Annotated in this window: 20 protein-coding genes; 10 read left to right on the top strand and 10 right to left on the bottom strand. The window is 72.6% G+C overall.

Going from position 1 to position 21,909, the window contains the following annotated elements:
- The first annotated feature begins 84 nt into the window (after positions 1–84).
- A complete protein-coding gene (locus ACU6WZ_RS20505) occupies positions 85–1,362 on the top strand; it encodes a pyroglutamyl-peptidase I (protein WP_447034159.1) in 1,278 nt (425 codons plus the stop codon).
- Between the two features lie 174 nt (positions 1,363–1,536).
- On the opposite strand, the gene ACU6WZ_RS20500 is transcribed toward ACU6WZ_RS20505, so the two are convergent.
- From ACU6WZ_RS20500 to ACU6WZ_RS20485, 4 genes are all read right to left on the bottom strand, one after another.
- The gene (locus ACU6WZ_RS20500; RefSeq protein ID WP_447029552.1) at positions 1,537–2,331 is read right to left on the bottom strand and encodes an EI24 domain-containing protein; all 795 of its coding nucleotides are present in this window, start codon (positions 2,329–2,331) and stop codon (positions 1,537–1,539) included.
- A gap of 4 nt (positions 2,332–2,335) precedes the next feature.
- Positions 2,336–2,848 carry a GNAT family N-acetyltransferase gene (locus ACU6WZ_RS20495; protein WP_447029551.1) on the bottom strand — a complete coding sequence of 171 codons (513 nt, stop codon included), beginning with the start codon at positions 2,846–2,848 and terminating at the stop codon, positions 2,336–2,338.
- A 517-nt stretch (positions 2,849–3,365) separates the two neighbouring features.
- Entirely contained in the window at positions 3,366–3,794 is a 429-nt protein-coding gene (locus ACU6WZ_RS20490) for an organic hydroperoxide resistance protein (RefSeq protein ID WP_447029550.1), read from the bottom strand.
- 67 nt (positions 3,795–3,861) lie between these two features.
- A complete protein-coding gene (locus ACU6WZ_RS20485; protein WP_447029549.1) occupies positions 3,862–4,881 on the bottom strand; it encodes an NADP-dependent oxidoreductase in 1,020 nt (339 codons plus the stop codon).
- A gap of 91 nt (positions 4,882–4,972) precedes the next feature.
- On the opposite strand from ACU6WZ_RS20485, the gene ACU6WZ_RS20480 reads away from it, so the two are divergent.
- Positions 4,973–5,395 carry a MarR family winged helix-turn-helix transcriptional regulator gene (locus tag ACU6WZ_RS20480; protein WP_447029548.1) on the top strand — a complete coding sequence of 141 codons (423 nt, stop codon included), beginning with the start codon at positions 4,973–4,975 and terminating at the stop codon, positions 5,393–5,395.
- Between the two features lie 71 nt (positions 5,396–5,466).
- On the opposite strand, the gene ACU6WZ_RS20475 is transcribed toward ACU6WZ_RS20480, so the two are convergent.
- Positions 5,467–6,282 (bottom strand): SCO2400 family protein, encoded by an 816-nt coding sequence (locus ACU6WZ_RS20475; protein WP_447029546.1) that lies wholly within the window; start codon positions 6,280–6,282, stop codon positions 5,467–5,469.
- A 112-nt stretch (positions 6,283–6,394) separates the two neighbouring features.
- Here ACU6WZ_RS20475 and ACU6WZ_RS20470 point away from each other — a divergent pair, with 112 nt between their 5' ends.
- The 5 genes from ACU6WZ_RS20470 (at position 6,395) to ACU6WZ_RS20450 (ending at position 12,268) form a co-directional block, all read left to right on the top strand.
- Positions 6,395–6,988 carry a hypothetical protein gene (locus ACU6WZ_RS20470; RefSeq protein WP_447029545.1) on the top strand — a complete coding sequence of 198 codons (594 nt, stop codon included), beginning with the start codon at positions 6,395–6,397 and terminating at the stop codon, positions 6,986–6,988.
- Between the two features lie 159 nt (positions 6,989–7,147).
- Positions 7,148–8,185, top strand: a complete 1,038-nt coding sequence (locus ACU6WZ_RS20465) for a rod shape-determining protein (protein ID WP_447029544.1) — start codon at positions 7,148–7,150, stop codon at positions 8,183–8,185.
- A gap of 154 nt (positions 8,186–8,339) precedes the next feature.
- The gene (locus tag ACU6WZ_RS20460; protein ID WP_447034157.1) at positions 8,340–9,926 is read left to right on the top strand and encodes a sensor histidine kinase; all 1,587 of its coding nucleotides are present in this window, start codon (positions 8,340–8,342) and stop codon (positions 9,924–9,926) included.
- 73 nt (positions 9,927–9,999) lie between these two features.
- A complete protein-coding gene (locus tag ACU6WZ_RS20455; RefSeq protein WP_447029543.1) occupies positions 10,000–11,427 on the top strand; it encodes an acyl-CoA synthetase in 1,428 nt (475 codons plus the stop codon).
- 235 nt (positions 11,428–11,662) lie between these two features.
- Positions 11,663–12,268 (top strand): response regulator transcription factor, encoded by a 606-nt coding sequence (locus ACU6WZ_RS20450; RefSeq protein ID WP_447029542.1) that lies wholly within the window; start codon positions 11,663–11,665, stop codon positions 12,266–12,268.
- Positions 12,269–12,339: 71 nt separating this feature from the next.
- On the opposite strand, the gene ACU6WZ_RS20445 is transcribed toward ACU6WZ_RS20450, so the two are convergent.
- From ACU6WZ_RS20445 to lanKC, 4 genes are all read right to left on the bottom strand, one after another.
- Entirely contained in the window at positions 12,340–14,118 is a 1,779-nt protein-coding gene (locus tag ACU6WZ_RS20445; RefSeq protein WP_447029541.1) for an ATP-binding cassette domain-containing protein, read from the bottom strand.
- Positions 14,115–15,986: an ABC transporter ATP-binding protein gene (locus tag ACU6WZ_RS20440; RefSeq protein ID WP_447029540.1), complete on the bottom strand. Its 1,872-nt coding sequence runs from the start codon at positions 15,984–15,986 to the stop codon at positions 14,115–14,117. The genes ACU6WZ_RS20445 and ACU6WZ_RS20440 overlap by 4 nt, the downstream gene beginning before the upstream one ends.
- A 147-nt stretch (positions 15,987–16,133) precedes the next feature.
- Entirely contained in the window at positions 16,134–16,262 is a 129-nt protein-coding gene (gene ramS, locus ACU6WZ_RS20435) for a mycelium formation morphogenetic lantipeptide SapB (protein WP_447029539.1), read from the bottom strand.
- Positions 16,259–19,012, bottom strand: coding sequence for a class III lanthionine synthetase LanKC (lanKC, locus tag ACU6WZ_RS20430; RefSeq protein ID WP_447034155.1), 2,754 nt, complete (start codon positions 19,010–19,012; stop codon positions 16,259–16,261). Before lanKC ends, ramS begins: the two co-directional genes overlap by 4 nt.
- A gap of 327 nt (positions 19,013–19,339) precedes the next feature.
- On the opposite strand from lanKC, the gene ACU6WZ_RS20425 reads away from it, so the two are divergent.
- Complete coding sequence (locus ACU6WZ_RS20425; RefSeq protein ID WP_447029538.1) at positions 19,340–19,693, top strand: hypothetical protein; 354 nt, start codon at positions 19,340–19,342, stop codon at positions 19,691–19,693.
- A gap of 147 nt (positions 19,694–19,840) precedes the next feature.
- On the top strand, positions 19,841–20,047 hold the full coding sequence (locus ACU6WZ_RS20420) for a type II toxin-antitoxin system VapB family antitoxin (protein ID WP_447029537.1): 207 nt from the start codon (positions 19,841–19,843) through the stop codon (positions 20,045–20,047).
- A 168-nt stretch (positions 20,048–20,215) separates the two neighbouring features.
- Here ACU6WZ_RS20420 and ACU6WZ_RS20415 read toward each other — a convergent pair whose 3' ends face one another.
- A complete protein-coding gene (locus ACU6WZ_RS20415) occupies positions 20,216–20,716 on the bottom strand; it encodes a hypothetical protein (protein ID WP_447029536.1) in 501 nt (166 codons plus the stop codon).
- Positions 20,717–21,036: 320 nt separating this feature from the next.
- Here ACU6WZ_RS20415 and ACU6WZ_RS20410 point away from each other — a divergent pair, with 320 nt between their 5' ends.
- Entirely contained in the window at positions 21,037–21,894 is an 858-nt protein-coding gene (locus ACU6WZ_RS20410) for an SCO6745 family protein (protein ID WP_447029535.1), read from the top strand.
- Positions 21,895–21,909 lie beyond the last annotated feature (15 nt).

Genomic DNA, 21,909 nt, shown 5'->3' with positions numbered 1-21,909 from the left:
TGACGGAAGGACCCGCCCGTGCCCGCGCCCCGGATACGCCCCAGGCAGTACGCACTTGGTGCCGCACTTCTCGCCCTCGCGCCGATGCTTGTCGCACAGCCGGCCACGGCAGCCCCGGCGCCGCCTGCCCCGACCGTCGAGGAGCAGCGACTCGACCGCGCCGCCCCGCAGGAGATCCTGCGCCGCAGCGGTTTCGACGCCGTGGCGCCGGACTTCGCCGAGGCGCTGGGCAGGGCGGGCTCGTACGCCGCGGCCGAGCGGGCAGTGGTACGCCGCGCCTCCGCTCTCTGGCAGCGGGCCGTGGACCGGGCGCAGGGGCGGGGCCCGGCGGCCGGGGACCTGAGCCGGGACGACGACCGGCCGCTGTACTGGGCGCGGCTGGGCATGACGCGGGAACTGCGCCAGTGGCAGCCCCGGTTCGGCCTGTCATCCACGTCGCGGGCGACGCTGCTGGACCGCCTGGAGCGGGCGTCGCGCGGCCAGGACTCGATCCGTTTCCGGGCGGGCAGCAGGGCGGACGACAGCGCGGGCGGCAGGGTGGCCGGCAGGGTTGACGTCAAGCGGGTGCTGGTCACCGGCTTCGACCCGTTCACGCTGGACCGGGACACCCGTATCAGCAACCCGTCAGGCGCGACGGCGCTCGCGCTGGACGGCACGGTCGTACGCACCGCAGCCGGCTTCGCGCGCATCGAGACGGCCGTCTTCCCCGTCCGCTGGCAGGACTTCGCCGACGGCACGGTCGAGCGCACCCTGCGCCCGCATCTGCCGGACCTGGACCTCTTCACGACGGTGAGCCAGGGCAGGGCCGGCCGTATCGACATCGAGCGCACCAACGGCGCCTGGCGCGGCGGCTTCCCGGACAACGAGAACGTCTCACGCACAGAACAGGTCCCGGTGACCGACCCCGCCTCCCAGCCGCAGTGGACGTCGACGACCCTCCCGTACGCCGACATCGTGGCGGCGGACACGGGCCGCTTCCCGGTCTACGACAACACCTCCGTGACCGAGATCCCCACAGGCGCCACCACCCCGGTCGTACGCCCGGACGGCCCGACGCCCGGTTCGACGGCGCGCGCTGGAGGGGGCGGCGACTACCTCTCCAACGAGATCGCCTACCGTGCCACCCTCCTCCGCGACCGCCTGCGCCTGACCGGCCTCCCGGGCGGCCATGTGCACACCCCGGTGCTCCAGTTCGGCCCCGGCAACACGACGGAGATCACCGACCCGGCGTTCGTACGCAACCGGCTGGACATCATCGCCCAGGTCCGGGCCATCGTGACCACGGCGCTGGGCCCCCGGCGCTCGTGCCGTTCAGCGGGCGAGGCCCAGGGTGACGCCGAGGCCGACCAGTGCCAGTACTGAGCCGATGGCGCGGTTGTCCTTGGGGGTGTCTGACAATTCCCCGTGGGTCAAGGAGCAGCGTCCGGTGCGTGCGATCGCAAGGCGCCGGACAGTCCTCGTAGCGGAGCTACTAGGGCTTTTCGGCAACGCTGCGAGCGTGCGTGCCGGACGCCGCGGGGAATTGTCAGACACCCACTAGGCGCTGACCGGGGGCACCGTCGCGTTGACGGTGTCCGCGTCGGCCGACGGCTCCCGCAGCAGGTCCCGGGCCATCAGCGTCGCCCCGGCGACCGCGCCCGGCATCAGGAACACGGCGACCACCGGCACGAGGAAGGCGAGGGTCAGCGGGACGCCGAAGCCGAGGGTGAGCATGCGGCGGCCGCGCAGCAGGGTGAGGCGCTGCTTCAGGTCGATGTCACGGCGCTGGAGTGCCACCGCGATCAGCTCGTGCGCGAGGAAGAACCCGGACACGCAGAAGCCCAGCACGGGCACCACGGTCTGGCCGATGACGGGGATGAAACCGCAGGCGAAGAGCAGCACCCAGTACAGCAACACCCGGGCGAGGATGCGCACGCTGTCGCGCGCGGAGATCCACAGCTCCCGCATCAGGGGCAGCCCCGACTCGGGGGCGGTGCCGTCGGGCGACACGGAGCGGTCGACGCGCTCGGACAGCGACTCGTAGAAGGGCTGGCCGACGAGCAGCGTCACGGCGGTGAAGGTGATCACCGCGAGGAACAGGGCGAGCACGAAGAGCAGTGCGGTCAGCGCACCCCGGAAGACACCGACCAGGGTCGAGCCCCAGTCGTCCGCGAAGGGTGTGGCCCAGGCGACGAAGTCGTCGGCGCCGTACGCGAGGCCGATGAGGGCGCCGGCGTACAGCACGAGGGTCACCAGACCGGGCAACAGCCCGAACCCGTACGACTTCCCGTGCCGGCCGACCCACCGCTGGCCCTTCAGCAGGTAACCGAAACCCACCCCGAAATCACGCATGTGTTCAGCCTATCGGGAGGAACGGGTCGAGCGTGCGTCGGTATTGCGTGCCGGGGCGGCCGTCGAGGGTGACGGGGCCCGTCGGCAGGAAGGCGTTGCGGGACAGGACGGCTTGGGAGGCCGGGTTGTCGGTGGTGGCGGCTGCGGTGAGGGTCCTGAGGCCGTAGTCGGTGGCGGCGCGGGCGCAGATTTCGCGTACTGCGGCTACTGCCAGCCCTCGGCCGGTGGCGTGTTCGGCGATGCGGTAGCCGAGGTCGGCGGTGGTGCCGGTCACGTCGACCAGGTTGACCCGGCCCAGGACCGCACCCCGGTCGTCCACGAGCAGGTGGAAGTGGAGCAGGCCGGCTTCCTGCTCGGCGAGGAGGGTGGCGTGGCGGGCCGCGAAGTGGGTGAAATAGTCGTCGCCCCGGTCGGGTACGGAGCGCGCGAAGTAGTCCCGGTTCTCCCGCTCGAAGGCGAGCAGGGCCGGGGCGTGGTCGTCGCGCAGGCGCGTCAGTTGCAGGGGCGGTGGGAGCACTGGTGGAACATACAACAGGGGTCACAACTGCTGGGCGAGCACATGGCTTTAGCGAACATGAACACGATGGGGTGGACGGTGTGACGTTCTGCGGGTGTGTCGGGCGGGGGTGCGTGACGTTCTCGGTGCGATCTGGGACGCGGGGTGTGGCGTCAGCAGTCGGGGCCCCCGTTTCACCAGAGAGATGGCTCGGGGCCTCCCCGTCGCCTCTGGGCACACCCACATGGCCAGGTCGTAGGGATTCCGCCCGCCCGGGACGGACCGCACACACGATATGCGTCGCCACCCGGGACGCGAAAGCGGAGGACCAGTGCGCCCAAGACCGTTCGGGGCGTGCCGGCGAGACAGGACTCACTCCTGCTCACCGCCCAGGAACGGTTGGCCACGGCACCTCTTGATTTCGATCGGGCCGACCGCCCTTCCTGAAGCCGGGCGGGCCAGAAGTGCCGGGCACAGCGAAAGGCCGCACTCCTTGGGCGGGGTGCGGCCTTTCAGGCCCTGGCGGGCGGCGTCCGGATCAGACGACCGACAGCTCGACCTTGATGTTGCCGCGGGTCGCGTTCGAGTACGGGCAGACCTGGTGCGCCTTCTCCAGCAGGTCCTTCGCGGTGGCTTCGTCCACGTTCGGGATGTGCGCGGAGAGGTGCACCTCAAGGCCGAAGCCGCCGGCGTCCGTCGAGCCGATGCCGACCTTCGCCGTCACGGTCGAGCCCGAGATGTCCGCCTTCTCCTTGCGGGCGACGACGCCGAGCGCACCCTGGAAGCAGGCGCTGTAGCCGGCGGCGAAGAGCTGCTCCGGGTTGGTGCCCTCGCCGCTGCCGCCCATCTCCTTCGGCGGGTTGACGACTACGTCGAGCTTGCCGTCGTCCGATGCGACCCGGCCGTCACGGCCGTTCTCGGCGGTGGCGACGGCGGTGTACTTCACGGCTATGTTCTGGATGGTCATACTGAGGATTCCTCCTGCTGTGTACGTCGCGACTCGCGCCCACGACCGCGACGGCCTGACGGTGAGCCTATCGGTTGAGCGAAACGATCATCTTTCCGGTGTTCTCGCCCCGGAGCAGACCGACGAAGGCGTCGTAACCGTGCTCGATGCCCTCGACGTGCGTCTCGTTGTACCTGAGCTCTCCGGAGCGGATCCAGCCCGAGACGTCTTCGACGAACTGGCCCTGGAGCGCGGCGTGGTCGCCGACCAGGACGCCCTGGAGCCGCAGCCGCTTGCCGATGATGAGCGCCATGTTGCGCGGGCCCGGCGCGGCCTCGGTGTCGTTGTACTGGGCGATCATGCCGCAGATGGTGGCGCGGCCGTGCACCTTCAGCGAGCCGATGGCGGCTTCCAGGTGCTCGCCGCCGACGTTGTCGAAGTACACGTCGATGCCGTCGGGGGCCGCCGCACGCAGCTGCTCGGCGACCGGGCCGTTCTTGTAGTTGAAGGCGGCGTCGAAGCCGAGTTCCTCTACGAGGTACTTGACCTTTTCGTCGGAACCGGCCGAGCCGATGACGTGCGAGGCGCCCCGGAGCTTCGCCAGCTGGCCGACCTGGCTGCCGACGGCGCCGGCCGCGCCGGAGACGAAAACGGCGTCGCCCTCCTCGAACGAGGCGACCTCGAAGAGGCCCGCGTACGCGGTCAGGCCGGGCATGCCGAGGACACCGAGATAGGCGGAGAGCGGGGCGAGCGACGCGTCGACCTTGGTGGCGTGGCGCGCGTCGACATCGGCGTACTCCCGCCAGCCGAGACCGTGCAGTACGTGGTCGCCGACCGCGAAGCGGTCGTCGGCGGAGGCGATGACCTCGCCGACCGCGCCGCCGTCCATCGGCTCGTCGAGCTTGAACGGCGGGACGTACGACTTCGTGTCGTTCATCCGGCCGCGCATATAGGGGTCGACCGAGAAGTGGAGGTTGCGGACCAGGATGCGGCCCTCGCCCGGCGCGGACACGGGGGCCTCGCGCAGGGCGAGGTCCTCGGCCTTGGGCCAGCCGTGCGGGCGTGCGACGAGGTGCCAGGAGCGGCCGGTCGTGGGCAGTGCGGTCATGCTGTGCGACCTCCTAGAAAAGCTTCAGATGATGAAACAACCATGCTCCTCAATATTTCATATTGTCAAGTAAATGGGTACGATGGCGCACATGGCCCCTCCAACAGACCCCCTGACCCTCGAAGTGGTCGAGCTCATCGGCGAGGTCGTCTCCCGCTACCACCAGGAGTACGACGAGGCGGCGGCCAAGCACTCACTCACCGGTGCGCAGGCACGTGTGCTGGCACTGCTGTCCACGGAAGCGACGCCCATGCGGCGTATCGCTCAGAAACTGAAGTGCGAGCCGTCGAACGTCACCGGGATCGTCGACCGGCTGGAGGCGCGCGGTCTCGTCGAGCGGCGGCCGGACCCGGCCGACCGGCGGGTGAAGGTGGCCGCCGCGACGGAGGAGGGACGGCGGACCGCCGCCAGGCTGCGGGATTCGCTGGACTTCGCGGGCGAGCCGCTCGGGGAGCTGACGGACGACGAGCGCACGGCGCTGCGTGACCTGCTGCGGCGGATGCTGGGGGGCTGACCGCCGGCGGCGGTAGCGCTCGGGTGCACCGCCGCACAGGTGCACCACCACGCTCTGGTGCACCGCCACGCTCAGGTGCACCACCACAGGAAGCGGTCGCATGTCTCGGTGGGGGCGGGTGTGGGAGTCGGGGTCGGCGCCGGGCCCTGACCCGGGTCCGACGACGACGCGGGGGGCGGGGGTGGCGGCGCGGGTGCGGGTGCGGACGGCGCACCGCCGCCGTCCCTGGTGCGTGAGGGCATACCACCTGATGCGGGGTCCGGCGCGGCGGGCGGTTCGGGGGCGGAGGTGGCGGTGGCGGTGGCGGTGGCCTGAGTGAACGGGGCCTTCGACGCCTCTGCGGACGGGGAGCCGCTCTCCGAGGCGGAGGCCGAGGCGCTGCTGCGTACTGACGTCGACGGGGCCGGCTGCGAACGGTCGGTCGTCTCGGCGCCGACAGGCCGGGCATCGCTGGTCGAGGCCGGGCGGCGGTCCGGGTCGCCGTCGTCGTCCCCGTCGTCCTGCGCGGACCCCGCCGCCCGGCTGTCGCCGGTGGACTCCGTGGTCAGCTCGGCCAGGCTCAGCGCACCCCCGGCCAGTACCGCACCCATGCACAGCAGGAGCACCTTGCGGCCACGGCGGCGGTGCGCCCTGGGTGAGCTGCGGGCCTTGCGGGCGCCGCTCGCCCCCTTGGCCCGTCGCGCGGCTGCCCGACCGTCGGCCCCGGCGGGGGCGGCGGGGTCCGCGGGGTCCGCGGGGGCGTTGCCGGCGCCGTCGTCGAATCGGCCGTCGTCGTCTTCGACGGGCGGCTGTGGGGCGGCGTGGCCGAGTTCGTCGGCGGGGGCTCCGCATCCGGCACAGGCCAGCGCGCCGTTGAGATGCCTGCGGCAGGAGTAGCAGTAATCCATGGCGCCCGCAGATTATGCGCGCGGCAGGCAACTGCGGGAGCTGCCGCTGTGAAAATCCTGTGTGGAACCAGACGTTCCGCTGCGTGTCAGTGGGTCACGGCAGGATGGAACCATGCATACGGGTACGCATCCCAGCCATCCTGGCAATCCCTTCGGACCGCGCGAGTTCCAGCTGGTCCTGCTGCGCAGAATGGCCGACCACCAGCCGGACCTCGTCGAGGACGCCCGCCGCCGGCTGGGGGCGAACCTGCCCGAGATGCGCGAGGCGAACCGCAGATGGCAGGCCATGACGCGGTCACGCAGGGCGCGGGGCGCGGTGGCGCGCTACCGGTCGGTGCTCGGGCCGCCCGAGACGTCCGTACGCCGCAGGATCGGCGACCTGGAGTGCGACGCCCTCGCGTGGCCGGTGCCGCTCTGGCCCGGGTTGCGCTTCGAGGTGCTGACCGCACCGGGCGGCGCCGTCTGGAACGAATGGCTGGTCCGTGCCCCCGGCGCGGCCGGGCCCGACCTGCGTACGGCCGACGACCTCCTCCCCTGGTCGGCCACCGTCGACGAGGTGGCCCGCGCCTTCGCGCCCGCCCGGCCCATGGAGGGCACCGCGCCCACGCGATGGCGGCTCGGGCTGACCCTGGACGACGGCAGGGCGTGCGTCGCGGAGTTCACCTGGGGGCTCCTGCAGCGGGTGGAGTTCCCTGACGGCCCATAACACAGGCAGGCCCGGATTCCGGCACACCCTGCGGCGTGGCGTCGGCCCGTACGCCCGACCGGCGCATCCCAGCGCGCGCACGGCCCCCGGCGGCCGCACGATGCGAAGCAGGACCGGCGCCCGCCGGCCCGCCCGTCAGCGCTCTCGGGAGAACCTGCCGTGACCGTCAGTCTTGAGCAGTTGCGTCGTTGCCACATCGCCGTCGACCTCGGGGCCGCCAGGACCCGGGTGTTCGTCAAGGGGGTCGGGCTCGTCGTCGACGAGCCGAGTGTCGCCGCCGTGAACACCCGCACCGGCGCGCTCATCGCCGTCGGCGCCTTCGCCGAACAGATGACGGGCCGCACGCCCGACTACATCCGTGTCGTACGCCCCGTCTCGGGCGGCACCGTCGTCGACATCGAGATGGCGCAGCGCATGCTGCGCCAGCTGATCGGTGAGAAGCTGCGCCGCCAGTTGCGGCGCAAGCCGCGGCTGCGCGCCGCCGCCTGCACCCCGCACGACAGCGACCCGCTCGCCCGGCGCGCTGCCGTGGAGACCCTGATCGGCCTCGGCGCCCGCCGCGTCGAACTCGTCGACACCCTCATCGCCGCGGCCGTCGGCTGCGGGCTTCCGGTGGAGCAGCCGTCGGCCACCATGATCATGGTGTGCGGGGCGGCGACGACCCAGGTCGCGGTCCTCTCGCTGGGGTCGATCGTCACCGCCCTGCGGATCCCGGTCGGCGGCAACGCCATCGACCACGCGGTGATCCAGCACCTGCGCCAGCACCACGAACTGATGCTGCCGAGCCAGTCCGTACGACCGCTCCAACTGGCCCTCAGCGGCAACGGCCTGACCGCGGAAGGTCCCGCGTCCACCGTGATCCACGGCAGGGACGTGGCCACCGGCCTCGCCCGCTCGGTGCACGTCGACACCGCCGCCGTCCGTCAGGCGATCCACACCCCGCTCACGGCCGTGATCGACGGCATCGGGAAGGTACTGCGCGACTGCCCGCCGGACCTGGTGGCCGACCTCGCCGACCGCGGCATCATGATGGTCGGCGGCAGCGCCCTGCTGCCGGGCCTGGACCAGATGCTGCGCGACGCGACGGGTATGCCGGTGCACATCGCGGAGCGGCCGGACATCTGCTCGGTGCTCGGGCTCGGTGCGATGCTGGAGGGGAAGATCCAGCCGCTGGTCCTCGAAGCGATCAACGGCTGAGACCGACGACTGGAAGCAGCGGCTGCGGCTGAACCCACGACAGAGAGCAGCGACTGAAGGCAGGGGCTGAGGGCAGGGGCTGAGCGGCGCGGCGCGGCGGGAGGCGGCTTCCTTGAATCAGGAGAACGGCGCACGCCTCGCTCCCCGGCTGCCGATGCTCCTGGAGGCCGTGCTGGGCGTCGGCTCCGAGCTTGAGCTGCACCCGACGCTTCAGCACATCGTGGACACCGCCACCGAACTGGCGGGGGCGCGCTACGGCGCGCTCGGCGTCGTCGACCCCGAGCGCGGCACGATCACCGAGCTGTACACGGCGGGCGCCGACGAGGAGGCGCGCCGGCGCATCGGGCGGATGCCGGACGGGCACACCGGCCTCCTCGGCCTGCTCATCCAGGAGCCGCGCCCGCTCCTCGTCCCAGACATGACCGCCGATGTCCGCTCGGCGGGCCTGCCGCAGGGGCATCCGGACATGAGCTCCTTCGTCGGGGTGCCCATCCGGGTCCACACCGAGGTCTTCGGCAACCTCTACCTCACCGAGAAGCGGGGCGCGGAGGCTGCCGGCGGTTTCACCGTCGACGACCTCGCGCTGCTTCGGGTGCTCGCCTCGCAGGCCGGCATCGCGATCGGCAACGCCCGGCTGTACGAGACGGCCCGGCGGCGGGAGCGCTGGATCGAGGGGGCCGCGGCCTGCACCACGGCCCTGCTCACGGGCGAGAGTGTCGAGGACGCGCTGATGACGGTGGCCGAGCAGGCCCGTATCCTCGCCGGCGCCTCGGCGGGTGTCGTCCTGCAGCCCACACCCGAGGGCGGCATGGAGATCGTCGCCGCCTCGACGCTCGGCGACCCGGCGGACCTCATCGGTACGGTCATCGAGCCCGGCAGCGCAGTGCTGGAGCAACTGCTCGGCGGGGAGGCGGTGTTCATCGAGGACTCGGCGACCGACAGCCGGATGACCACGCAGGTACGGAGCCGCTTCGGGCCCAGCATGATGCTGCCGTTGCAGAGCGGCGGGAAGCTGATCGGCACGCTCGCGCTGCCGCGGCGGCGGGGCGGTCCCGCGTACTCGCCGGTCGAGCAGTTGCTCGCCTCGCAGTTCGCGTCCCAGGCGGCGCTCGTGCTGGTGCTGGCGGGCAGCCGGCACGACCGGGAGCGGCTCGCGGTGTTCGAGGACCGCGACCGGATCGCGCGTGACCTGCACGACCTCGTGGTGCAGCGGTTGTTCGCCACCGAAATGATGCTGGAGTCGACGCGGCGGCGGGCGGCCGGCGGCTCCGCCGACTCCTCCGCACAGTCCTCCGCCGACGGCATGGACGAGCTGCTGGGCACGGCGGTCGACGAGCTCGACTCCACGATCCAGGAGATACGGACGGCGATCTTCGCGCTGCAGCAGCCGCCGGCGGACGCGCCGGCCACCTTCCGTGGCCGCGTCCTGCGCGAGACGGCCGACGCGGCCATGCTGCTGGGCTTCCAGCCCTCGGTGCACTTCGCGGGGCCGGTGGACGCGCTGATCACGGAACCCGTGGACGGGCTGCTGCTGGGGGCACTACGGGGTGCGCTGGCGGCGGCGCACCGGCGCCGGGGGGTCACTTCGGTTGATGTGACGGTGGACGCGCGGAGTGGAGGCTTGGGCGGGGGCGGGGATGGTGACGCGGGTGGTGGGGTGCGGCTTGTCGTCGTCGACGACGGGGAGCGGGGGGATGGGGGGTCGGGCGGGACTACGTTCGCTTGGGAGTCGCCGGTGTGACGGCGGGTGGGGTGCGGGTGGGGCTTGTCCTGGCCGGCTGGGTCTTGCGGGGCGGGGGTCGTAGGGTCGGCGCATGGCTGACTCCTGCGCGTTGTTTCCCGCCCTTGTCGTACGGCCCGACCGGACCGCGCTGCGCTTCGGCGCGCGCTCCCTGACCTACGCGCAGCTCGCGGCGGCGGCCGGCGCACAGGCGGCCGGGATCGCGGGCGCCGGGCGGGTCGCCGTGTGGGCGACTCCCGGCCTGGAGACGGCGGTGGGGGTGGTCGCCGCGCTGCTGGCGGGGGTGCCCGCGGTGCCGCTCAACCCGAAGACCGGGGAGCGGGAGCTGGCGCACATCCTGGCGGACAGCTCGCCGTCGGCGGTGCTGACCGCGCCCGGCGAGCGGCTGCCGGAGGCGCTGCGCGGGATGGAGCGTATCGACGTGTCGGTCGACGGCGACGGCCTGCCGGAAGGTCCGATGCCCGGTGAGCCGGATCCCGGATCGGCCGCGCTCATCGTGTACACCTCGGGGACCACCGGCCCGCCCAAGGGCGTCGTCCTGTCACGCCGGGCCATCGCCACGACACTGGACGCGCTGGAGGACGCCTGGGAGTGGACGGCCGACGACGTGCTGGTGCACGGGCTGCCGTTGTTCCACGTCCACGGCTTGATCCTGGGTGTCCTCGGCCCGCTGCGGCGCGGCGGCGAGGTGCGCCACCTCGGGCGGTTCGACGTGCCGGGCGTCACGCGCGAGTTGTCGGCGGGCGCGACGATGCTCTTCGGGGTGCCGACGATGTACCACCGGCTGGCCGAGGCGCTCGACACCGACCAGGAACTCGCGAAGGCCCTGGCGGGCGCCCGGCTGCTGGTGTCCGGGTCGGCGGCACTGCCCGTACGCGACCACCGGCGGATCACGGCGGCGACGGGGCGCACCGTCGTCGAGCGGTACGGGATGACCGAGACCCTGATGAACACGTCGGTACGGGCCGGCGGCGAGGCCCGCCCCGGCACGGTCGGGCAGCCGCTGCCGGGGGTCGAACTGCGGCTGGTGGACGAGGTGGACGGCGTCGGCGAGATCCAGGTGCGCGGGCCGAACCTCTTCACGGAATACCTGAACCGGCCCGAGGCGACCGCCGAGGCCTTCGACGGGACCTGGTTCCGTACGGGCGACATGGCGACCAGGGACGCCGACGGCTGCGTACGCATCGTCGGACGCAAGGCCACCGACCTGATCAAGAGCGGCGGCTACAAGATCGGCGCCGGAGAGATCGAGAACGCGCTGCTGGAGCATCCGGGGGTGCGGGAGGCCGCCGTGACGGGTGAGCCGGACGAGGATCTGGGGGAACGGATCGTGGCGTGGGTGGTCGCGGTGGACGCCGGACGGCCGCCGTCCGCGGCGGAGTTGGCCGATCATGTGGCCGGGCTGCTCGCCCCGCACAAGCGGCCGCGTGTGGTGCGACACGTCGATGCGCTGCCCCGCAACGACATGGGCAAGGTTCTGAAGCGGTCGCTCCTGCCCTGACCGGAGCGGTCTGACCCTGGCGGCCCTGGTCCGGACCGGTCCTGCCCGGACCTGCACGGCCCGGCGGATCAACGGCGCACGGTGGTACAGGGGGCGCTCATGCGTGGGGGCGCGCGCCCCGAGCGCCTTGGTGTGGATGTTCCTGACCCCGTATGAGGGGCACTTGGTTCCCGAGGGAATGGTTGGCTGCCCGCAGGACGCCGTGAGGCCGAGAGGCCACGAGGGCTGGAGACTAATGATCCGCGTACTGATACTGCACGAGGCGCGTCTGTTCAGGTCGGCGCTGGTGGCGCTGTTGAGACCGGAGAGGACACTCGATGTCTCCTCGGCCTGCTGGAGCACGGCGGGGAGCCGGTCCCGGTCGACCATGCCACATGTGTACGTGGTGGACGCGGACTGCCCGCGGTCCTTCTCGGGCTTCGCCGCCTCGGGGATGGTGCCGGGCACAAACGGCGGGCAGGCGGGCCTGCTGGTGCTGGCGACCTCCCGCAAGCCGGGGCTGCTGCGCCGGGCGTACGACGCGCGAGCACTCGGGTACGTCGACAAGGGGGCCTCCCCCGAGCGATTAGTCGAAGCGATCAGCAAGGTCGCGGGTGGCGAACGATTCGTCGATGAGTCGCTCGCCTTCGATCTGCTCCAGGCAGCCGAGATGCCGTTGACCCGCCGCGAACTTGGCGTGCTCTCCCTCGCCGCGGAGGGCCTATCCATCGCAGAGATAGCCGGTGACCTGCACCTTTCGCCCGGTACGGTCCGCAATTACATGGCGATGGTGACACGGAAGATGGGGGCCAGGAACCGGGTGGACGCCATCCGGATGTCGCAGAGCGCCGGCTGGCTGTGAGCTGCTGAGGGTCGGGCGGGGGAGGCTCGGACGGGCGAGGGTCGGGCGGGGGAGGCTCGGACGGGCGAGGGTCAGACTGGGTCGGTCTCCCACTGGCCGACGAGTTCCCGGTAGAGCGCCGAGCGGCCGAGCATCGCCTCGTGCGGGCCGCAGACCGCCCGGGTGCCGTCCAGCACGAGCACGCGGTCGGCCCGGTACGCCGAGGAGATCCGGTGCGCCACGACGACGAGCGTGCCCCCCTGCCGCCCAGCCATGGCACGTTCGGCGCGGGCCTCGGCGGCCGGGTCGAGGTGACAGGTGGCTTCGTCCAGCACCACGAGGGGGGCGGGAGAGACGTATGCCCGTGCAAGCGCGAGGAGTTGCCGCTCCCCCTGCGACAGTCGGCGCGGGTCGAGCGGTGCGTCGAGACCTCCCAGGCTCTGTACGAGACCCCGGCAGCCGACGGCGTCGACCGCCCGGTCCAGGGCCTCGGCCGACGCCTGCGGGTGCAGATAGCGGAGGTTGTCGCGGACGGTGCCGGTGAAGACGTACGCCTGCTGCGGGATCAGCACCCGCGACCGCAGGGCCCGAGCGTCGGTCGCCGGATGCCCGTTCAGGTGCACGGTGCCGCCGTCGGGGCGCAACAGGCCGGCGACGAGGGCGGTGAGAGTCGACTTGCCGATACCGCTCGGCCCCACCACGGCCAGGTGCTCGCCCTGGGAGACGGTGAGATCGAGCCCGTCCACCACGGGATGCGCTCCGGGGGCGTACGCGAACGTCAGGGCCCGGAGTTCGACCGCGAGTGGCCGGGCGTCCGCGCCCACGGAGGCCGGCGGACCGTGGTCCGCCTGAGCCGGAAGCGCTTGTTTCGGCGGCGGGGCGGGGCCGAAGCGGTCGAGGACGATCAGGAGGCGGGTGCCGGCCGCGCCCAGGGCCGTCATCAGGGTGTGCAGCGCGGGCAGCAGCGCCTGGACGAGGTAGGTGAGCGCGCCCACCAGCGCGCCCGTCGTCACGCCCTGCCGCAGCAGCCAGGGGGTCGCCGCGAGCAGCACCACCACGGGGAGCGAGCCGGCCGTGCCGAGCGCGAGGGTGCGTACGGCCGCCCAGCGGGCCAGCGATCCCGCCACCCGCGCCTGGGTGCCGATCAGTTGGGCGGCGGCGCGGGCGGTGTGCTGCTGGGCACCGCAGGCGGTGATGTCCCGCAGCCCGTCGGCGGCTGCCCCGACACGGTCGGCCAGGGCTTCGTCGCTCTCCAGGTAGTCCCGTTGGCGCACGGCCATCGGGAGGAGCGTGGCCAGGAACATCAGGAGGCCGATGAGCAGCGGTGGCACGACGACGAGCAGCAGCTGGGGCGCGAGCGACGCCATGCCGAACAGTGCGCCCGCGGCCGTGAAGACGAACGACCGGGCCGTCAGGACCAGTCCGGCGAAGCTGTCCCTGGCGATCTCCGTCTGATGGGTGAGCCGGGAGACGACCTTGCTGTCCGCCCGGGCCGGGTCGGCGACCGCCGTGGCCAGTGCCCGGTCCACCGCCCGGCGTACCAGGCCGTCCCGCAGCGGTTCGGCCAGGCCGGCGAGGCCGCCGAACACCCCGCGCACGGCCACTCCCCCGGCCAGCACCGCCACCGCGGCGACGGCAAGCCAGGCCAGGCCGACGCCGGTCCGGCCGGTGAGGAAACCCTGGTCGAGCGCGCGCGCCACGCAGTAACCGCCGAGGAAGGTCTGTACGGACTCCAGCACCGACCAGCCGCCCAGCCGCAGCAGCACCTTGGGGTGCGCGCGCAGGAAGCGCCGGCCGTCGGGAGCCACCCGCCGCAGGGCACCGCGCACGTCCGAGGGGCGGCTGCGAGGGAGCCCGGTCTCCGCCGTCACAGGCCGGCTCCGTCCGGTCGGTCCGGTCGGTCCGGTCGGTCCGGCACAGGTCCGCCGGCCGGTCCCTCCGGCACAGGTCCGCAGTCCGGCTCAGGTCCGCAGTCCGGTCCGTCCGCCGCCGGTCCCGTGAAGGCGGCCCGGTAGGCGGGGTCGGTCCACAGCGCGGCGTGCGGGCCGGTCGCCCGTACGCGGCCGTCATCCAGCCAGATGACCAGGTCGGCGCGGGCCGCCGAGGAGACGCGGTGGGCGACGATGAGGCGGGTGCCTGGGCGTACGTCGTCGATGAGGGCCTGGTTGACGGCGCGTTCGGTGACCGTGTCCAGCGACGAGGTCGCGTCGTCGAGGATCAGCAGCCGCCCTGCGTGGGCGAACGCGCGGGCCAGCCCCAGGCGTTGCAGCTCCCCACCGGACAGGGGCGCGTCGGTGAGGGGCGTGTCGTAGCCCTGGGGAAGCAGCCGTACGAAGGTGTGGGCGCCCGCCGCGTCGGCGGCCGCCCGTACCCGCTCGGGGCCCGGGTCGTACGGTCCGAACGCGATGGCGCCGCCGACCGTCGCGCCGTACAGCGCGGGGCGCTCGAAGGCGTAGCCGATCTCATGGCGCAGCGCGCCGGGCTCGACGAGGGCCAGCGGGACGCCGTCGAGCAGGACTTCGCCCCAGTCGGGGTCGGTCAGCCTGCCTGCGACGGCGGCCAGCACCGACTTCCCCGCTCCGGAGGGGCCGACGACGGCGGCCGTGGCGCCGCCGGGGACCAGCACGTTCACGTCGCGCAGCACGGCCGCGCCGCCGCGTACGACCGTGACGCCGCGCAGTTCGAGGGTGCCGGGGCCGCCTGGCGGCAGCGGCAGTCCGGCGTGCCGGGTCGGGGGCAGAGCGAGGAGTTCGACGGTGCGCTGCGCGGCGGCCCGGCTGCGGACGAGCGTGCCGAGCGGCCCGGCCACCGCCCCGATGCCGGCGGCCAGGGCGGCGTAACGGGAGGCGGCCAGCAGCTCGCCGAGAGTCATGTCGCCGGCCGCGAGCCTGATCCCGCCGACGGCCAGGACGGCGGTCACCAGCAGGGGCAGCAGCACGCCGCTGCGGGCGACGGCCCGGCCGTGCACGGCCCACATGCGGCTGCCCTGGGCGCCGAGTTCGGGCAGCGGAGCGAGGATCCGGGCGCGTTCACGGCGTACGGTACCGGCGGCAGCCACGGTCCTGGCGCCGGCCAGCGTTTCGACGAGACGGGTGGCCACCTCGGACTGCACCTGCTGGTAGCGGGTCACGCTGTCGGACGAGCTTCGGGTGAAGGCCCGCAGGACGAGGACCAGGACGGGCAGGCCGGCCAGGAAGACCGCCGCCGTCCACAGGTCGATGAGCAGCAGCGCCACCAGAGCGCCCACGGGCGGGAGCACGGCGGCCAGCGCGGTCGCCGCTCCGGCGGGGGCGTTGCCCGCTTCGGCGGCGTTGGCCGAGAGCCGGGTGACGAGGTCACCGGTACGGAAGCGGGCGGCGCGGCGGGGTTCGGTGGCGAGGAGGCCGGCCAGGGCGCGGGTGCGCAGCCAGGCGGTGGAGCGGGCGTTGGTGACGCCGGTGCACAGGGCCACCAGCGCGTCGAAGACGACTTCGGCGGCGACCAGTGCGGCACACAGGACCACCCAGCGGGACGCCTCGGCGGACCGGCCGGTGAGCAGGTCGACGGTGTGGCCGAGGACCGCGGGGAACGCGACGGCGGCCGCCGCCGAGACGGTGGAGCAGGCAAGGACGGCGGCGGCGGGGCCGGCGCTGTGCCTGGTCGCTTCACGGAGCAGCCGGTACGCGGCCGAAGGGGCGGCGGCGGGGGCCGGGCCGGGGTCTGGGCCGGGGCCTGGGTGCGCGGGCGGTGCGGGAGCCATCGTGGCGGGCGAACTCCTCGGCTGGATGGGGGGGGGGGGGGGAAGACGACTGCGGGCCGGGACGGCTGAGCCGGTCCCGGCCCGCAGGAGCCTTCGGTCAGTCAGCGCGCGACGAGCGGAGACCGCGCGGCTGTGACGTCAGTTGCGTCAGTTGCAGGTGGTGACGCTCAGGCTGCTGTCGCCGCAGAGCAGCAGGCTCGCGCGGCTTCCAGTGGCCACATCTCCGATGGCCTCTTCCTTCGGGGTCTCCATGGACTGCAGGTCGAGAAGGTTCATTGCTTTCCCCTTTTGTGATTGGGACGGGTGTGCTCGGTTACGGCCCCTGGCAGGGACCGGCTTGTGGGCCGCTGAAGCGGCGGGAGGAACGGCAGGTGGGCCCGGCTGTCCGGGGCGGCGGCCGCGAGGGCCAGCAGGCAGCCCGCGGTGCCGGTGGCGAGGTCCATGGAGAGCCGCATCATCTGCTCGCCGGGGAAGGCCAGCTCTCCCCGGTAGGCCATGGCGTGCGAGCCGAGGGCGCTGATCTGCCGCCGCACGGACGCGGCACCGGCGCCGGGGCTGTCGGTCGTGGTGCGGCTGAGGTGCAGCACCATGCCGGCGGCGCCGCGCAGCAGTCCGGGCTGGGCGTAGAACGTGGCCTGCGCGGCGGCCAGGATGCCGTGCCGGGCCTGCTCGAAGTCGTCGTATTCGTCGCGGCCTTCGCGGCCGCCCGTACGGGCGAGGAAGTCGTCGATGACCATCCCGATGCCGACGCTGCCCGCCCCGAGGTACGGCATCGTCCGCCACCCCTCGCTGACCTGGAGCGCGCCGCCCTCGCTGGTGACGCAGCGCGCGAGGTCGCGGCGCAGGGCGTCGGCCGCGAGATCGAGCAGGCCCCGGTCGCCGGTGCGCTCGTACAGTCGCAGGAAGAGCAGGGCCGGGCCCGAAGCGCCGTGCAGCAGACCGGCACGGACGCTTTCGGGGCCGGACTTCAGGGAGCCGGCGACCAGGTCCGCACAGCGTACGGCGGCGTCGTGCAAGGCGCTTTCGCCGGTGGCCGCCGCGAGCGAGCCGAGCGCGAGGCCGACTCCGGAGAGCCCGCTGTGCAGGTCGGGGGCGATGCTGTCCCACGGCTGGCCGAGGACGATGTCGGCTAGTTCCAGGGCGCGTTCGGGGTGTCCGAGCCGGTGCAGGGTCCAGGCGGTGCCGGCCAGGCCGTCGTAGAAGCCGAGCGGGGTGCCGGACGCGGGCTGCTTGGTACGGGCCAGCAGCCATTCCTCGGCCTCCGGGCAGGGCGCGGCGCCACTTTCGGCCAGGGCGTAGAGCACCCCGGCGGCTCCGTACCCGAAGGACAGGCCACCGCCGGCGGCGGCGAACTGCGCGATGTCGCCGGGGAAGAAACGATCCTCCCGGTCGGGTGTGGCGGAGGCGAGCACCGCCCGGACCATCGAGTCCCGGCTGCGGGGCCAGTCGCCCGGGTCCACCGGCAGCCAGCCCTCGCGGGCCGTGTCCTTCGCGGGGTCCTTCGCGGGAGTCCGGCCGGCGGGGGCACGAAGGGCCTCACCGGTCGTGTCCTTCGCGGAGGCAGAACGGTCCTCGCCGGCCGGGCCCCCGGTGTCGCGCAGGATCTCCTCGACGGCTTCGTCCAGGAAGCCGCGCGGTACGGGAAACTGCCCGGCGATGATGTCCGCGAGATGCGCCGCCTTGCCCCTGTCCACGGCGAAGAGGCTGGTCAGCGGTAGGAAGAGCGCGATGCGCAGGCATGCGAGTGCGTACCGGTCGATGTCGGCTCCACGCCGGTCGGCCGGGGCGACGAAAGCGGGGTTGGCGACCACTTGGCGGGCGCCGTCCTCGATGCGGGCGGCCGCCTCGAAGTCGAGGAGGACGACCGACTCCTCGTCCTCGGACACCATGATGTTGAACAGGTGCAGGTCGTTGAAGGCCACCCCACGGGCGTGGATGTCCTCGACGGCCTTCTCCACCAGGCCGTACACGCGCAGCGCCCATTGGGTGTACGCGGCGAGCCGCTCGGCGTCCGGATCGGGGTCGATCAGCGGGTGGCGGCGAGCGAAGAAGTTATTGAGGGTCTGCCCCTCGACGTACTCCAGCACCAGGAAGTGGTGGTCCCCCAGGACGAAGGTGTCGTGCACCTCGGGTGTGCACGCCAGGCCCGACAACTGCTCCAGCGCCGCCCGTTCACGCTCCAGGCGGGCCACGGCGTCGGCCCCGTCCGCGGCCAGGCCGGCGTGCGGTCTGGCTTCCTTCAGGACGACGCGCTCGCCGGTCCGGCTGTCCTTGCCGACGTACACACCGCCGCCGTTGGAGAAGTGCAAGGCCCGTTCGATCGTGTACGGCATCTCGGTGACGGTGGTCCGGGCGCGGGCGTCCAGGTGCGGCCGGAGAACGGCGGGCGGGGTGACCCAGTCCGGGACACGGAAGGCCGGGCCCCGTACATCGGGCACCAGTTGGCCCTCGGCGTTCTCGATGGCGGGGCACAACTCGCCGTTGTCGCCGTAGCAGTTGCGCTGGGTGAAGCTGCCGTAGCGGACATGGACGGGGCCCGCTCCCCAGCGCAGGTCGCTCAGGATGTACGGGCCCTGCTCACCGGCGAGCAGCGCGTCGAGGTCGGCCGCGATGTCGCCGAACTGCTGGTCATCGGCCGGATATACAGTGATGAATTTGCCGCTGGCGCTGCGGTCCGCGTACTTCGCATTGCGGGTGTGCAGCAGATAGCGGCTCGATATGAATTTGAAGGCCGCGCGGCGCTCGACGCAATAGTCCATGACGCGCTCAAGAATGCTTTCGGCATTGTCGAGGCACGCGGAGACGTGAATCTTCCAGCCCTGTGGCGGGAGTGCGGTGTCGAGCGGGCGCAGGGCCAGCCAGTCCCCCGAGCGGTGGCGCTGCCAGCCGGGAGGTACGGGGAGTCGCGCCGGGGCGTAGCCCGAGCCCTTGCCGGACGAGTCGTCGGCCGTGTCGTCGAGCAGTCGGTGAGGGGCGTCGTAGAAAACACGATCGGCATCACAGAAAACCGCGTACCCCTTGTTCACTCGCACCCCTCCATTTCGGCGACAATTTCGGCGACTGGGATGAAGGTGTCACGCGGAAGGGAGGCCGGAACAGTATTAGTCGTAACGTCCGCACCGTGCAGTACGCACGAGTAACCGGCCCACCCCGCGCGACCGCGCCAGAAGGTGAACCCAGTCGGTCAATTAACGCCAGGTCGATCAGTTTCCGTCATCGACATCTGTCACTGGCTTCTGCCATCGGCCGCGCGCTCAGGTCTGAACACGACGCCCGGCCGCTGCGTACTACCGGCTACCCACACCCGGCCGGGCGCGGCGCGGGGCCTCCGCGTCAACGAACAGGAGCAGCACATGAGCGATCGTGAAGTGCCGATGATGCAAGGCCTGTTGGACGGAGGTGCCGAACTGACCGTGGTCCTGCACCTGCGCTGGGACGACGTGGCCGCGCTCGGCCGGGAGGCGAGCCGGCTGGCGGTCCAGAGCGGGTCGCCGGTCAGCCTCGACGAAGCCGTCAGCCACCGGCTCCGCACCTGGTCCACAGCCGTGGCAAGTGCGCCCGCCGACCGGCACAAGGCGGCGCCGCCGGGCCAGACGACCACGGCCATCACCGCCCCACCGGCCGCCGACCGCACCCGCCTGGGCGTGGGGCATCTGAGCGAGACGGCGTCGGCGACCGCTTCCCTTTCGTCGCAGCCGATCAGGTAGCCGCGGTTCAGGTAGGCAGCGTTCAGGTAACCGCGGCCGCCCCTCCCCCTCTGCCCCCTACCGCGCCGAGGACGCCAGGACCGTGGAGTTCGCGGTGGACCGCATCGCCCAGGCTGTTACAGTCCGGCTCCGACGAAGGGGGCGCGCATGGCCAGGGTCAAGGTGAACATCAGTCTCGATGCCGAACTGGTGGTGGAGGTGATGGTTCTGGCGGGAGTCAGCTCGCCCCAGGACGCGGTCGAGGCGGTGGTGCGCGACTACATCCAGCGGGGTCACCGCACGGAGGCGCGCACCGAGCGCAAGGATCAGAGCCTGCGGGACGTGGAGGTCAAGCCGCAGGAGCCGCAGGGCTGACCGGCTCCGTGGAGCCGAGCACGGCTGCGGCCCGGTGGCTCGGCCCGGTCGCGCACGGCGCGAAGGGTGCGCGGGGTTCAGCCCGACCGGTCTCAGCCCGACCGGTCTCAGCTCACGGGCGCCCTGCCACGACGCGGTGGTTGAGGCCGTCGGGGGGCCCGCCGCACGTCAGCCGGACCGATGCCCCCGCGCGGCCGGTCCGGGAGCGGTGAAGGTGTCCGCGGCAGTGGAGACGCGCAGTGCCTCCAGGAGGTCCGCCTGATGGGTGGCTCGTTGGATCAGGCTCTCCATACGGTCCGCATCGAGCCGGTCGTCGGTCTCGGCAAGGGCACGCAGCGTACGCCAGCAGGACGCTTTGCCTTCGACGCCCAGTCGCATCGCTTCCAGTTCGAGGACATCGCTGAGCGGTGAGCGGGACAGCAGGCGCCCGTTGAGCTTGAGACGGCCGGCTTTCTCCCCGAGCCAGCCCACGGCGGCCCGGCTCCGCTGACGGGAGATGTCCAGGTCCTGCATGATCTGCACCAGCGTGGCGCGGTCGCGGGCGACAGCGCGCGCCAGTTCGGCCAGTTGTTCTCCCGCGGCGTCACCACGGCGGGCCCGGGCCGCCCTGCGCAGGAGTTCCACGCCGCCGGCGGCGCCCGCGAGGTGGTCGTTGAGGTAGATCCCCAACAGCGGAGGAGTAGATGTGCGGGTCGTCTGGTTCACGGAGACCTTCCCGAGGGTGCGGAGTTGTGGCGGCGGTAGCCCTCCGATGGGGGCTCGGAGTACGGACCGACATGGCGTCACCTCAGACCCGAATCATCGTCGACGTGCCGGCCCAAGGCCAGCAGCGACGCGGTGGCCGTCGAGAAATAGGGGCGGCGTCCGGCGGATCACGGCCAGGGCGGCACGGCGAGGCGTCAAAGGAGACGCCGGCGCGGACCACCCTCCCGTCCACCCACCCGTCCACCGCCCCGGCGGCGGAATCGGCCCGACACTAGAGTGCCGTCATGACTTCACTACTCACCGGTAAGCGGTGCCACGGCGCGCTCAACCCCCTGCACTCCCTGATCTACTTCGCCCCCGAAGCCGAGACCGAGTTCACGGCGGTGGGCCTGGAGTCCGGGCGCATGACCTACTTCGCGGGCCGCGCGGCGGCCATGGGGCCGGTCGGAGCGGGCGTGGTGGCCGCCACGTTCTACAACTTCAGCCCGAGCCTCGTCGCCCGCCACATCCCGCGCGCCTGGGACCTGGCCTCCCCGGCGGCCGTGCTGAGCGCCCGGCTCGACGCGGTCGACGGCGTGCTGCGCCGCCTCCTCGGCGAGGACATCGCCGATGACCCCGACGTACGGGAGGCCGCGAAGCTCGCCGGCACGGCCGTAGAGGCGTGCGCCGCCGCGGGGCGGCCGCTGTACGCGGCTCATGCCGACCTGCCCGTGCCCGGCCGCCCGCACCTCGCCCTGTGGCACGGCATCACCCTGCTGCGCGAATACCGGGGCGACGGGCACCTGACGGCGCTGTCCGCCGCCGGTCTTGACGGCCTGGAGGCCCTGGTCAGCCACACCGCCACCGGCAAGGGCTTCACCCCCGAGTTCGCCCGGCAAAGCCGTGGCTGGACCGACCCGCAGTGGGACGCCGCCCAGGAACGGCTGCGTGACCGGGGTCTGCTCGACGCCGAAGGCGGCCTCACCACGGCCGGCGGGGACCTGCGCCGCGAGGTGGAGGAGCTGACCGACCGGCTCGCCGTGGCACCGTACGCGCATCTGGGCGAGTCCGGGGTCGAGCGGCTCACGGAGATCGGGAACCGGCTGACCGGCACCGCCCTGGCCAACGGGGCGTTCCCGCCCGGAGTCTTCGCCGAGGGCTGAGCGCAGCGCCCCGGA

It is taken from the genome of Streptomyces hypolithicus (assembly GCF_052934925.1).
This window is presented reverse-complemented; position numbering and strand designations above follow the sequence as displayed.

Bases quoted from the DNA above. Each gene is read 5' to 3' on its own strand.
- ACU6WZ_RS20485 (WP_447029549.1), bottom strand. From the start codon at position 4,881: ATGACCGCACTGCCCACGACCGGCCGCTCCTGGCACCTCGTCGCACGC.
- ACU6WZ_RS20460 (WP_447034157.1), top strand. From the start codon at position 8,340: ATGCTCCTGGAGGCCGTGCTGGGCGTCGGCTCCGAGCTTGAGCTGCAC.
- ACU6WZ_RS20410 (WP_447029535.1), top strand. From the start codon at position 21,037: ATGACTTCACTACTCACCGGTAAGCGGTGCCACGGCGCGCTCAACCCC.
- ACU6WZ_RS20500 (WP_447029552.1), bottom strand. From the start codon at position 2,331: ATGCGTGATTTCGGGGTGGGTTTCGGTTACCTGCTGAAGGGCCAGCGG.
- ACU6WZ_RS20450 (WP_447029542.1), top strand. From the start codon at position 11,663: ATGATCCGCGTACTGATACTGCACGAGGCGCGTCTGTTCAGGTCGGCG.
- ACU6WZ_RS20455 (WP_447029543.1), top strand. From the start codon at position 10,000: ATGGCTGACTCCTGCGCGTTGTTTCCCGCCCTTGTCGTACGGCCCGAC.
- ACU6WZ_RS20505 (WP_447034159.1), top strand. From the start codon at position 85: ATGCTTGTCGCACAGCCGGCCACGGCAGCCCCGGCGCCGCCTGCCCCG.
- ramS (WP_447029539.1), bottom strand. From the start codon at position 16,262: ATGAACCTTCTCGACCTGCAGTCCATGGAGACCCCGAAGGAAGAGGCC.
- ACU6WZ_RS20420 (WP_447029537.1), top strand. From the start codon at position 19,841: ATGGCCAGGGTCAAGGTGAACATCAGTCTCGATGCCGAACTGGTGGTG.
- ACU6WZ_RS20440 (WP_447029540.1), bottom strand. From the start codon at position 15,986: ATGGCTCCCGCACCGCCCGCGCACCCAGGCCCCGGCCCAGACCCCGGC.
- ACU6WZ_RS20490 (WP_447029550.1), bottom strand. From the start codon at position 3,794: ATGACCATCCAGAACATAGCCGTGAAGTACACCGCCGTCGCCACCGCC.
- ACU6WZ_RS20475 (WP_447029546.1), bottom strand. From the start codon at position 6,282: ATGGATTACTGCTACTCCTGCCGCAGGCATCTCAACGGCGCGCTGGCC.
- ACU6WZ_RS20480 (WP_447029548.1), top strand. From the start codon at position 4,973: ATGGCCCCTCCAACAGACCCCCTGACCCTCGAAGTGGTCGAGCTCATC.
- ACU6WZ_RS20425 (WP_447029538.1), top strand. From the start codon at position 19,340: ATGAGCGATCGTGAAGTGCCGATGATGCAAGGCCTGTTGGACGGAGGT.
- ACU6WZ_RS20470 (WP_447029545.1), top strand. From the start codon at position 6,395: ATGCATACGGGTACGCATCCCAGCCATCCTGGCAATCCCTTCGGACCG.